The organism is Mesorhizobium sp. M1338 (assembly GCF_040318045.1).
Classification (GTDB): Bacteria; Pseudomonadota; Alphaproteobacteria; order Rhizobiales; family Rhizobiaceae; genus Mesorhizobium.
Map to the genome: position 1 here is coordinate 86812 of NZ_JAMYLL010000019.1, position 11933 is coordinate 98744.

The 11933-nt window shown below is 62.8% G+C and carries 11 protein-coding genes, 1 tRNA gene and 1 pseudogene; 1 reads left to right on the forward strand and 12 read right to left on the reverse strand.

Going from position 1 to position 11933, the window contains the following annotated elements; translation table 11 throughout:
• Positions 1-33: 33 nt before the first annotated feature.
• From NKH19_RS18360 to NKH19_RS18400, 9 genes are all read right to left on the reverse strand, one after another.
• Complete coding sequence (locus tag NKH19_RS18360) at positions 34-948, reverse strand: ABC transporter permease (protein WP_352982584.1); 915 nt, start codon at positions 946-948, stop codon at positions 34-36.
• Complete coding sequence (locus tag NKH19_RS18365) at positions 945-2045, reverse strand: ABC transporter permease (RefSeq protein WP_352872872.1); 1101 nt, start codon at positions 2043-2045, stop codon at positions 945-947. Before NKH19_RS18365 ends, NKH19_RS18360 begins: the two co-directional genes overlap by 4 nt.
• Complete coding sequence (locus NKH19_RS18370; RefSeq protein WP_352982587.1) at positions 2042-3562, reverse strand: ABC transporter ATP-binding protein; 1521 nt, start codon at positions 3560-3562, stop codon at positions 2042-2044. Before NKH19_RS18370 ends, NKH19_RS18365 begins: the two co-directional genes overlap by 4 nt.
• Before the next feature lie 3 nt (positions 3563-3565).
• Positions 3566-4663, reverse strand: a complete 1098-nt coding sequence (locus NKH19_RS18375) for a BMP family ABC transporter substrate-binding protein (protein ID WP_352872918.1) — start codon at positions 4661-4663, stop codon at positions 3566-3568.
• A 26-nt stretch (positions 4664-4689) separates the two neighbouring features.
• The gene (locus NKH19_RS18380; RefSeq protein WP_352872875.1) at positions 4690-6069 is read right to left on the reverse strand and encodes an amidohydrolase; all 1380 of its coding nucleotides are present in this window, start codon (positions 6067-6069) and stop codon (positions 4690-4692) included.
• Position 6070: 1 nt separating this feature from the next.
• Positions 6071-6730 carry a glutathione S-transferase family protein gene (locus NKH19_RS18385; protein WP_352872876.1) on the reverse strand — a complete coding sequence of 220 codons (660 nt, stop codon included), beginning with the start codon at positions 6728-6730 and terminating at the stop codon, positions 6071-6073.
• Entirely contained in the window at positions 6727-7572 is an 846-nt protein-coding gene (locus NKH19_RS18390) for an aromatic ring-hydroxylating dioxygenase subunit alpha (protein ID WP_352872877.1), read from the reverse strand. The genes NKH19_RS18385 and NKH19_RS18390 overlap by 4 nt, the downstream gene beginning before the upstream one ends.
• Entirely contained in the window at positions 7569-8222 is a 654-nt protein-coding gene (locus NKH19_RS18395) for a Rieske 2Fe-2S domain-containing protein (protein WP_352872878.1), read from the reverse strand. Before NKH19_RS18395 ends, NKH19_RS18390 begins: the two co-directional genes overlap by 4 nt.
• 93 nt (positions 8223-8315) lie before the next feature.
• On the reverse strand, positions 8316-8639 hold the full coding sequence (locus NKH19_RS18400) for an acylphosphatase (RefSeq protein WP_352872879.1): 324 nt from the start codon (positions 8637-8639) through the stop codon (positions 8316-8318).
• 101 nt (positions 8640-8740) lie between these two features.
• Here NKH19_RS18400 and NKH19_RS18405 point away from each other — a divergent pair.
• Positions 8741-8887: pseudogene (locus tag NKH19_RS18405) on the forward strand (substrate-binding domain-containing protein); the annotation flags it as partial.
• On the opposite strand, the gene NKH19_RS18410 reads toward NKH19_RS18405, so the two are convergent.
• The 3 genes from NKH19_RS18410 to NKH19_RS18420 all read right to left on the reverse strand — a co-directional run bounded on the left by NKH19_RS18410 (position 8881) and on the right by NKH19_RS18420 (position 11143).
• Positions 8881-8957 (reverse strand) — tRNA-Arg (locus NKH19_RS18410). The pseudogene NKH19_RS18405 and the gene NKH19_RS18410 sit on opposite strands and share 7 nt — an antisense overlap.
• 147 nt (positions 8958-9104) lie before the next feature.
• Entirely contained in the window at positions 9105-10067 is a 963-nt protein-coding gene (locus NKH19_RS18415) for a DUF5655 domain-containing protein (RefSeq protein ID WP_352872880.1), read from the reverse strand.
• A gap of 158 nt (positions 10068-10225) precedes the next feature.
• Positions 10226-11143 (reverse strand): DUF1003 domain-containing protein, encoded by a 918-nt coding sequence (locus NKH19_RS18420; protein ID WP_352872881.1) that lies wholly within the window; start codon positions 11141-11143, stop codon positions 10226-10228.
• Between the last annotated feature and the right edge of the window lie 790 nt (positions 11144-11933).

Consider the following 11933-nt stretch of genomic DNA (forward strand, 5'->3'; position numbering starts at 1 on the left):
CGCTTTCGTTGCGCAGATCACATTGCCTCGTGACTAGTGTTCGAAGGGTTCGCCGAGCGAGGCGACGCCGTTCAGCCTGAGCAGGCGGCGGCGGTCCGCCGAGATGACACCGAGCACGACGATCGTAACGAGATAGGGAAGACTGGAAAGCAGTTGCGACGACACGTCCAGACCGGTCGCCTGGGCGGCGAGGCTCATCAGCGAAACCGCGCCGAAGAGGCAGGCACCCAGGAAGATGCGGCCGGCGAGCCAGGTACCAAAGACGACGAGTGCGATCGCGATCCAGCCACGTCCGGCTATCATGCCGTCCGCCCAAAGGGGCGTGTATACCGCCGCCGCATAGGCGCCGGCAAAACCCGCCATCATGCCACCAAAGGCTATCGCCGCGACACGGATAGCGATGACCGGATAGCCGATGGCGTGGGCAGCCTTGGGATTCTCGCCGATTGCCCTCACGACAAGGCCGACCCTCGTATAGGCAAACACCGCCCAGATCGCGAACGTCACGACAAGGGAAAGCCATACGACGATGTCTTCGACAAACAGTCTGCCGATTACCGGGATTTCCGAGAGGCCGGGAAAGGCAAGTTTCGGGAGCCCCTTGACCGTCAGGCTCTCGTAGCTTTTGCCGAACAGCGCCGAAAGGCCCTGGCCGAGGATGCCGATCGCAAGGCCTGTGGCGACCTGGTTTGCCCGGAAGCCGAGTGCCAGCACTGCAAAGACGAGGGACAGGATGGCGCTGCCGAGGCCAGCGCCGACGAAGCCCAGCAGGTGTCCACCGCCGTGGTAGACGACGATGAACGCGAGCACGGCGCCGAGGGCCATCAGGCCCTCCACGCCGAGGTTAAGGACGCCGGCGCGCTCGACCACCAGTTCGCCGAGTGCGGCAAGGAGAAAGGGTGTTGCGGCTGCCAGCATGCCCGAAATAATGAACTCGACGGCGTTCATGGCTGGCTCCGGTGATGGGGGAAGCGCCACTCGATGCGGTAGCGCACGAAGGCGACAGCGACGAGGTAGGCAAGCAGCAAGCTGCCTTGGAAGACGCGGACGGCGGCGATCGGCAAGTTTGCCGACACCATCGCATTGTCGCCGCCGATGTAGAGGACAGCCATAAAGAGCGCGGAAAAGATGATGCCGATCGGATGCAAGCCGCCGAGATAGGCGACGATGATGGCCGCATAGCCGTAGCCGGTCGAGATCGAGCGCTGCAATTGGCCGAGCGGCCCCGCGACTTCCGCGGCGCCTGCCAGTCCCGCCACGAAGCCGCCGATCAGAAGCGACAGCCAAATCGCACGCGCTTCGCTGAAGCCGGCGTAACCGGCCGCGCGTGGGGCAAGGCCGCCGACCTTGAGCTTATAACCCATGAAACTTCGCTGCATGAAAACCCAGGCCGCCAGCGAGAGCGCGAGCGTGATGAGCAGCGAGACGTTGACGCGGGTACCGGCGATCAGGGTCGGCACCATCGCGTCGTTCTGAAACATCACGGATTGTGGGAAATTGAAGCCGGCCGGGTCTTTCCAGGGGCCGAGCAGCAGGTAGTTGAGGACTTGCGCCGCAACGAGGCTCAGCATCAGGGAGACCAGGATCTCGTTCGCATTGAGCCGGACCCGCCAGAAGGCGGTGATAGATGCCCAAAGCGCACCTCCGACGGCACCGAGAAGCAGCATCAGCGGCCAGATCCACTGCCCGCTCGCCTGCGGAAACCAGACGGGGATCGCCGAGGCGAAAATAGCGCCCAGGATGAACTGGCCCTCCGCGCCGATGTTGAACACTTTTGCGCGGAAACCGATCGCCAGCCCCTGCGCGATGAGAAGAAGAGGCCCCGCCTTGAGCAGCACCTCCGCGAACGATGCCCAGGAGAGGAACGGCTCGAGAAGCATCGCGTACAGCACGGTCGCCGGATCTCGGCCTATCAGCACATAAAGGCCCAGATTGAGGATGATCGCCATGCCAAGCGCGGCAACCGGGGCCAGCATGGCCGCGACGAGCGAGACATGCTCCCGGCGGACGAGCGCGGGGAGGAACGTCGCGGTCCGAACATTCATGCAGGAACCTTCTCTGGCGAGGCATGTGCGCCGATCATGTATCGGCCGATGTCTTCGGGGCGTGTATCCCGCGTTACCAGAGGCGGGCTCAGCATTCCATGATGCAGCACCTGGATGAAATCGCAGAGTTCGAAAAGTTCCTCGAGTTCCTCGGAAATGACGAGGATCGCCATGCCCTCGTTGCGCAACGCAATGAGCCGCCTTCTGATGGCGGACGCAGCGCCGATGTCCACACCCCAGGTCGGCTGCGCCACGAAGAGCAGTTTTGGCGAGAGCATCATCTCGCGACCGACGATGAATTTCTGCAGATTGCCGCCGGACAGCGAACCAGCTTCGGCAGCCGGGCCGGAAGTGCGGACGTCGTACCGGCGGATGCATTCGCTGGTGAAAGCCGTCGCTCCGGCGTCGTCGATGAGGCCGCGCCTCACGAGATCGAAAGGATGGGCGGTAAGAACGGTGTTGAGTACGAGCGACATTTCAGGGACCGCGCCGCGTCCGAGCCGGTCCTCGGGCACGAAGGCGAACCCGAGTCTCCGGCGCGCGGCCGCATCGAGTGTGCCTACGTCGCGGCCCATCATGTAGATCCGGTCGCGCTGTTCCTTCAGCATCGCTTCGCCCGAGATGAGCGCGGCAAGTTCGCCTTGGCCGTTGCCCGATATTCCGGCTATGCCGAGGATCTCGCCTGATCGTACCGTGAGGCTGATGCCGGAGAGCGGCGTGGCAAAAGGGTCATCCGGCGTGTAGTCCATACCGATTATTTCCAGCCGCTTCTCCCCCTCGGGCATGGCCAACGCCGGCATCACCTCCGGCATGTCGCGGCCGATCATCATGCGGGCGAGGTCGTGCGCATCATGGTCGCGCGGGTCGACGGTGCCGATAACGCGCCCTCCACGCAGGATGGTCGCGTGGTCGCAGATCGTGCGAATTTCCTCCAGCTTGTGGGAGATGAAGAGGATGGACACGCCGCGGCCGCGAAGCCGCCTGAGCGTGTCGAACAGCTTCTTCACCGCCTGCGGCGGCAGCACCGAGGTCGGCTCGTCGAGAATGAGCAGCTTCGGGTCCGTCATCAGGCAGCGGATGATCTCCACCCGCTGCCGCTCGCCGACCGAGAGCGCGTGCACATCGGCGAGAGGATCTACTTCAAGGCCAAAATCTTGGCCGAGGCTGCGGATGCGCCCCGCCAGCTCCGCCTTGCTGCCGGGCACGACGAGCTGGATGTTCTCGACAACAGTCAGCGTCTCGAACAGCGAGAAGTGCTGAAAGACCATGCCGATGCCCCTGCGCCGTGCCTCGGCCGGCGAGGCAAGGCTCAGGGGTTCTCCGTTCCAGACGACGGTGCCGTCGTCCGGCTGCTCGACGCCATAGATGAGTTTCATCAGCGTCGATTTGCCCGCCCCATTCTCCCCCAGAATCGCATGGATCGATTGGGGCGCCACGTCCAGATCGATGGCCTGGTTGGCCCGGATCTGGCCGTAGCTCTTCGATATGCCGCGCAGCGACAGAAGGGGCGGGCTCATGACTTACTTCGGCAGCGGTGTGGTGACACCCTTGACGTGCCAGTCCATCGCGACGATCTCGGCATCCGCCATCGCCGCACCGGCGGCGGCGGCTTCGCTGCCGTCGGCCTTGGTGATCGGGCCTGTGAAGGGCGAGAAGCTGCCGTCGGCGATCTTCGCCGCCACCTCCTTGATCTTCGTCATCGTGTCGGCTGGGACATCCGAGTTCCAGTCCGCGACCTCCACCACCTTTTCGGCGACGCCGAGGAAGGCGTTGGCGCCCTTGAACGTTCCGGCGATATGGGCATCCACGGAAGCCTTGAAGAAGGGCGACCAGTCCGTCGCGATGCAGCCGAGATATTTCTTCGGCGCGTATTTCTTCATCGACGAATTGAGGTTGAACGCGTAGACGCCAGCCTCCTCGCAGGCCGAGATGACCGAGGGCGTATCCTGCGCGTTCGAGAAGATCACGTCGCAGTTCTGTGCCATCAGCGCCTTGGCTGCTTCCTGTTCCTTGGCTGGGTCGAACCAGGAGTTCACCCAGACGACCGATACCTCGACAGCGGGATTCACGGTCTGCGCGCCGAGCGTAAATGCGTTGATCGAGGTGATCAGCTCCGGAATGGCGAAGGCCGAGACCGAGCCCAGCTTGCCGGTCTTGGAAAGAGCCGCGGCGGCCATGCCGAGCAGGTAAGTGCCCTGGAAATACTTCGCCGCGAAGGGCGAGAAATTCGGCGCGGTCTGGAAGCCGGAGGCATGCAGCACAGTGACCCCGGGATCGCGGCGGGCGATCTGCAGTGCGCCATTCTGGTAGCCGAATGAGCCGGCGATCAGGAACTTGTTACCGTCGGCGACGGTCTTGTTCATGATCCGGTCGGCGTCCGGCCCCTCGGCGATGTTCTCGATGACGGTGATCTTCACCTTGTCGCCATATGCGGCCTTGACCGGCTCGAGGCCGGCGGCGAGCGCGTGGCCCCAGCCGACATCGCCGACCGGCGACGGGAGCACGAGCGTGATACCGAGCGGCTCGTCGGCCGCGAAGGCGGGACGGCCGCCAAGGGTGCCGGCAAGCCCCGTCGCGGCAAGGCCCTTCATCAGAGTTCTGCGGGTCAGATAGTTCAGCATGTCAGTTCCCCTTTTTTAAGTTGTCAGAATTCCACCGCGGCAAGAGCGGCTTCCGCGTCCGCGGCAAGCCGGGCCTCGTCCAGCCCGGCAAACGCACCCTTTTCCCAGACGATGCGGCCGTTGATCATGGTCATGTCGGTGGGCATGCCGATGCCGACCTTGGCAATCAGGCTCAACGGATCGTGGCGCGTGCCGACATAATCCATGCGGCGCGTGTCGATCGCGAAGAGATCGGCGGCCATGCCTGACGACAGTCGGCCGATGTCCTTGCGGCCCAGAAGCGCGGCGCCGCCCGATGTCGCATAGCCGAGGAAATCGGCCGGCGCGGGCACCGGATGAGCGCGCGTCGAGGCCGCCAGGCATTGCAGCATGTAGGCGGAATGGATGCAGTGCATGAGGTTGGAATTGTCGTTCGAGGCAGCGCCGTCGCAGCCGAGACCGACGCGCAGGCCGAAGGCGGACATGGCGGGAATATCGGTCACCTGCGCACCCACCAGATAGACCGGCTCCGGACAATGCGAAACACCGGTGCCGCTCGCCGCCATCACCCGCAGTTCATCATGCGTCAGCTCCCAGCAATGGGCATAGAAAGTGTCCTGGCCGGCAAATCCGAGTTCCTCGAGATAGTCCACCGTGCGCATGCCGTGGCGGGCCTCGATGACCGGGCTTTCGCCCTCGCCGACATGGGTGTGCATCCGCAACCCGCGATCACGCGCCAGCGAAACCGATTCCACGAAGGTCTCGCGGTAGCAGTTGACCGGCTGGCAGGGAGCGACGACGACCTGGCGCATGCTGAAGGGGCTGGTGTCGTGATAAGTGTCGGTGAGGCGTGCGCAGTCGGCGATGAATTCGTCCGTGGTCTCCAGCATCTCGTCCGGAATGGTCGAGCCTTCCGACTTCGGCAGCGTGTTGCCGCCGCGCCCTGCGTGGAACCGCATGCCGAGAAGATCGGCCGCTTCGAACTGCCGGTCGATGAGCCGCTTTCCGGCATGGCGTGGAAAATTGTACTGGTGGTCGAAGGCCGTGGTGCAACCGTGCTTGATCATCTCCGCCATCGCCGTGATCGAGGCGTGGTAGAAACAATCCTCGTTGAGCCGGGAGAAGATGGGATAGATCCGGTCGAGCCATTCGATGACCGACAGCTTCGTCCAGTCGAGCTCGGCACGGTTGCGCACGAAGCACTGAAAGAAATGATGGTGCGTGTTGACGAGGCCGGGATAGACGAACCAGCCGTCGGCGTCCCGCACGATGGTACCGGCCGGCAGCTTGCCTCCGTGCAGGCCTTCCCCGATCGCCTCGATCCGCGGCCCATTCGTCAGTATATCGACATTGCGCCGGACGCTCGGACCCTTGCCCTCGTCGGTGATGACCGCTGCGCAATTTTTCAGGAGATAGCCGGTCATCTCACGCCTCGTCCGGGCATGGTCGCGGTTCGGGCTTCAACTCGTGCAGCCGGTGGATACCGGGCATCTCGATGAAGTTGTCGAGGCTGCGGAGCGCTCGCGACCAGAGCCGGATCGTGGGATACGGGTCGAGGGAAACGCCCCCGTCGGGCGCGAGCGCGACATAGGGAAAGCAGGCAATGTCGGCAATCGTCGGCCGGTCGGACGCGAGAAACCGATCGCCACGCATTTTTTGTTCGAAGAGGCCGGCTTCCAGTTCACGCAGTGCCGCCATGCCATTGGCCTGAAGCGCACCGATGTCACCGGGGCGCAGCAGCATCTCATGCAGGCGCGCGCCGCCGAGGCTGGCGGTCAGCCTGTGCGAGAAGGAAAGCCATTGCTGGATGCGCGCCGTCTCCTCGGGGGCGCCGCTGCCGAGCCAGGCCGGTGCTGCCTTCGCGGCGAGATAGCCAAGCATGGCGGAAGACTCGGTCAGGATCAGGTCGCCGTCTTCAAGGATCGGGATGGAACCACCCGGGTTGAGCGCCATAAGCTCTGGGCCGCGATGCTCGGCGCCGGGATGGAAGTCGACCGGACGGATCTCGAGCTTCACGCCCGACAGCGCCGCCATCAGGCGCACCTTGTAGCAACTTGGGGAGAGGACGTAGTCGTAAAGCCTCATTGTGCCACCAGCTGCGCGCCGTAGGTATAATTGTGGCGTTTCAGCCAGCGGCGATAGGCGACCGAGGTCAGGTCCGCGCGCGTCGGGATTTCCATGCCGGGATCGAGCGGCAGAAGCCGCGGGATCTGGTTTTCGAGGATCGAGCGGTCCTGCAGGAAAATCGTCTGCTGGAAATGGATGAGGTCGGTCAGTGGCGTCTCGTCGTCGAAGAGCGCCATCCACGGCCAGACGTCGCAGAGATCCTCGGCAAGCGGCTGGACGAACAGCGCAATGACATCCCATTCGCCCGGGCGCGGCGGGCAGGTCTTGTAAAGGACCGAGCAGGTCGGAGCCGGCACGCGGTACATATATTCCGTCGTGATACCCCCGCTCGCTGATTTCGCCGCCTGCGGCTGGTAGAACTTCACCTGGGTTGCCCAGACCTCGTCCTCGTCCTCGCGGATCTCGACCTTGTAGTTTTCGACCTCGGTATGCGGCTCCGAGCCGAGGATGTCGGTATGGACGAAGGGGAAGTGTGCGATGTCGAGGAAGTTCTCGACGGCGCGGAGCGGCGAGCAGCGCACCCGCACCACACCGACATCGACGAAGCGGCGCCCGGGCTGGTCCGCCTCGGGAATCGGAAAGACCGCTTTCCTGGGTTCGCCGAGCGACGACCAGATATGGCCATAGCGCACCGAAACCGGCAGCACGCGCCCGTTTTCGCCTGTCACTTTCGCCGCGCCATCGGTGTCGAGCGCAACCTTGATCGGTTCGCCCATCAGGGTGGTCTCGCGCCCATCACGGTCGAGCCGGCTGAAAAGCCCGACCGGATACCATTCGTCGCGCATCGCATCGTCGATCATGACGCAGCCCCTTCCGCTTCGATCCGTTCGGCCATGCGCCGAAGGCTCTCGGCGGCTCGCGAGGCGGCGATGCGCTCGGACACACCGCAATCGGCTGGAACAAGGACGTGGATCAGCGTCTCGCCGGTTTCCTCCGGTATGGGCAGCAGGCGGATTGCCGGCGCGCCGGGCGCCTGCCAGGCGAATCCTTCAACGGCAGCCTTCGTACCGGCAGCGGCAGAGAGCGCCGAATGTCCGGCACGGGCCGTCAACGAACGGAGCGGGACGTAACCTTCAAAAAGGGGTGGCTTGCCGTCGGGCTCTCCATCGGCGACCCAGACGATGCCGCCTGCCTCTTCGACCGACCGGGTCGCAACGCGAATCGTCTCCGGCGGCGTGAGATTGGGATGGGCGGGAATGCGCAGACACCGACCGGCCTGCGAATAGCTCCAGCCGTGATAGATGCAGGAAAGCGCCTCGCCGCGCACGAAGCCATGGGAGAGGCGCATGCCGCGATGCGGACAGCGATCCGCCGATGCCGCCAAGCACCCCGATTGGCTTCGCCAGAGGGCAATGGGACCGGCGGGCGTCCACGCCGGCATTGCCTGTCCTGCTGGCAGATCCTGGGAAAGGGCGACCGGCACCCAGGTGTCCGTCTTGTCGGACAGCATGACCTTACTTTCCGTACTGATACCACTGTTTGCCGACCAGGGATGCCAGCGAAAGGAGTTGGCGAACCGCTCGATGGGCTGAGGTATGCATAATTATTTCGCAATTGCAATATTGATCAAATTAAGTGCAAACGGCCGGTAACCACACGCAAAGCCATGTGTTTTTTGCTCGACAGGCGCGCGGTCGATCGTCTCGACCCAGACGTCGATGGGCCCGAGCGAACATCCCATCTCCATCATATCGATCAGTTCTCCCGCACCGCTAATATCGAGTTCGATGCGATCGGCACTTGCGTGAGCGACATGGTGCGCGAGACCTAGCTTGGCCGCATGGCGCATGATCCAAGGCACGAAGGACGCGGGTTGGAGGTGGCCGCGAATGGTCATCCGCTCATGGTGCTGACTTTGCTTCATCATGAACGAACCTCGCGGCTTTGGTATCATGGTCAGCAGCATAGCGTCTGAGTGAACGGGCGGAAGTGGTAATCGACGCGTGAAATTGCAGCGAGCCGCGGTCCATAGGCTGGTCGGCCAGAGCGGGCTATGCCGCGACCGTCAAGTTCCTGGCGCTGAAGGATAAGCCCACCGCCATCTTCTGCCAGAACGACCGCACCGCGATCGGCTGCTACGAAGCGCTGCAGGAAGCCGGCCTGCACAATGGCGCACCCGACAGGATTCGAACCTGTGACCTCTGCCTTCGGAGGGCAGCGCTCTATCCAGCTGAGCTACGGGTGCTTTCAGGACCGGCGATCCGGAAAACGAACCAGCCGGTAAACCGGCCAGCCATGGCTTCTTAGCGGAACCCGTCGCGGGCTTCAACGGCCAAGTGAGTTGTGCGAAATCAAAAGGGCTGGTGCACAGAATCAAAGGCGAGAGCACCAATCACGATCCTTCATACGCTCTCATGAACAACGGCTGCGCCTTCTGGAAATCAGCCATTGACCTGATTGAAACTTGCAGATTGCCGGTTCCGTAGTGGCCAATTTTCGTCACATCACGGGTGAAGCCCTCCTCAACCGTGATTGTCCGTGGGTCTAGCTTGAGGTAAACAACAGCAACCTTCGGCTGAGGGTAGACCTCAAGGCAGGCGAAGTTCTTTATGCGCTTGAACGCTGTATACAACTTTAGCTCCTTGACCTGAACGTCGTCTCCAAGACCGATGAGAAAGTCACGGATGGCGTCATGGAGATCGCGCAAAGCGGGGCTCGCTTGCGACAGGCGATACGCCATACGGTATGTGGCATAAGGGTCTTCCAGATCTTCGTTCGGGGTGGCCACGGCGGCCCCGCCGGCAGTGCTAGTTACGGCGGGTGCGGCTGAAAATGTGTTTACCTTGGCCAACTTCGGTGCGTGAACGAGTTCTAGCATGAGCAGAGATTCACCAAACTGCCGATATCTTATCAACTCAATGTTCCGGGCGATCTGCTTTACCGCATGCTGGTCATAGCGGGTAAAATCGCCGGCGATACAGAGCAGCCTTGGAGCCGAGAAATCGACATTCTTGGCAGCTTCGGGACCGAGCTTTTCCATGGCCAGCCATTGAAATTCCTTTCGATGATCGAGAAGCCAATCGAGGTAAAATAGACCCTGATTGATGACGTTCTCGTTCACCGCGCGCTTATACTCAATGATCACGGGACAATTGTCTTCATCGAGCCCCAACGTGTCGATGCGGCCACCGTGGACTGGCCCAGTTGAGTGCTCGCTCGCTAGAAATCGAACGCCTAATAGCGCCTCAAGGTTCGCCTCAAAGATATGCTGAAGCGATTTTTCGACCTGTATGGCAGAGCCAGCTAGTTCGTGAATCTGCCCTTGGTTGAATTGAAACAGTTTAATATCGCTCAAAAAAGTGCCCACCCAATAATTGCGTGGCGCAGACTGTCTTGAATTTCCAGCTCAATGTCCAGTTGGAGCAGCCGCTGGCGAAACATCCGGACCCTTTGTCGGCGACCGCCGCCCGTCATGGCTGACTGGCCGTCATCACCCCGCACCGCGCCCACCCCTCACTGCCCCGCCTCACTCTTCACCGCCCGTCGCCGACGCACCGCCCGCTTCGGCTTCCTGGCGCCGGTCAGTTCGTGCATGGCGTCTAGCTGCATCTGCTGCATTTCGGCCAGGCGGGTCCATTGGCGCGAGATGAGGTAGTCGAGTTTTTCGTGCAGATGGCGCACTTCCAGCTCGGCCTTGAGGTTGACGCGGTAGTCGTTGAAGGAGCGCAGGCGGTCCTTGGACTCCTGCCGCCTCTGGCTCATCATGATGATCGGCGCCTGGATGGCGGCAATGCAGGAGAGCAGCAGGTTCAAGAGGATGAAGGGGTAGGGATCGAAAGCGCCCGCCATGCCCGCGAACAGGTTGATGCCGATCCACACCAGAAGCACGCTGCCGAACGAGATCAGGAACCACCAGCTGCCGCCGAAGGAGGCCATGTTGTCGGAGACGCGGTCGGCGAACGTCCGGTGCTCCTCGAACTCCTCCTCCGAGTTTTCGGAAATCGTGTCCTGCCTGGCGATCGATTCGACCACCTGGCGGTCGAGCTCGGAGAATTCGCCGTGTTCCTGCTGGAGCAGCTCCTCCATGTAGCGCATACGGTAGCGGCCGAGCTCGGCGCGGGTGATGCGGGCGCCGGCCGGCAGGTCCGGATGATCGGAGCGGATGCGGTCGGCGAGGCTCGGGCGCAGCGTGTCGATGCGCACCAGATCGCGCTTGCGGAATTTCCGGCCCGATATCGCCGATGGTTTTTTCTTCGGCTTGCCGCGGTGGGCGCCCGGAGCGGATGGCTCCGAATCCGGCACGTCGGGCGTTTCGAGATGCTCGTCCGAGGTCTGGTCGGCCTCGAGCTGCCCGGTGGTCGGCGCCTCGAAATATTCGCCGCCGCTGTCGTTCTCCGCCGGCTGCTCGGGCGTTTTCGGGACGGTGCTCATGGTGCTGGCTCCTGCTCTGGTGCTGGGCGGGACGATAAGCAGAGGTGGCGGCGCATAGCCAGCGCGGGGCATGGATTTTGCGGGCGGACAAGTGGTTTTGATCGATCGGAGGGGCGATGGGGGTGGCGGCGGCTTGCCCTTCGCGGGCTCAGAGCGGGTGGAGACATTCGAGATTGGCCGAAGCCTCACCAACTTCGTCATCCACGGGCGGAGCGGGAGCGAAGACCCGAGGACCCATGCTATAACCTGTCGCTTGCGGGGAAGGACTTGCCCGATGTCGGCGGACCTCCCTCTGTCCTGCCGGACATCTCCCCCGCAAGGAGGGAGATCAGCAGTTTGCTTCGACGGCGCCTTCTTTTCGACGTTGGGGATTGGCGAAAGCAGTCATGAAGTCCAATCTCCCTCCTTGCGGGGGAGATGTCCGGCAGGACAGAGGGGGGTGCTGTCCCGCCGACATCACACGAACTTCTGCACCGCGGCAGCGCTCGGAGGTCGCGGCATGGATCCTCGGGTCTGCGCCGCGTCGCTACGCTCCTTGCTCCGCCCGTGGATGACGAAGCGATGGGTTTTGCCCTGATCGCCTAGGCATGCGACGGCAACAAAAAACCGCCTTGCGGCGGGTCACTGGCGCGAATCAGCACCATGCCTGGATGTGTAGCACAGTTGCCCTCACCGGGCAAATGTCGAGGTTGGCGCCGCAGGGCAACGAACTCGGGTTAACGCGCTTTTGGGGTTGCGGCTGATCTGATTCCATTGGGTTCCCATGATTCGGAGCCCTGCCATGACCATT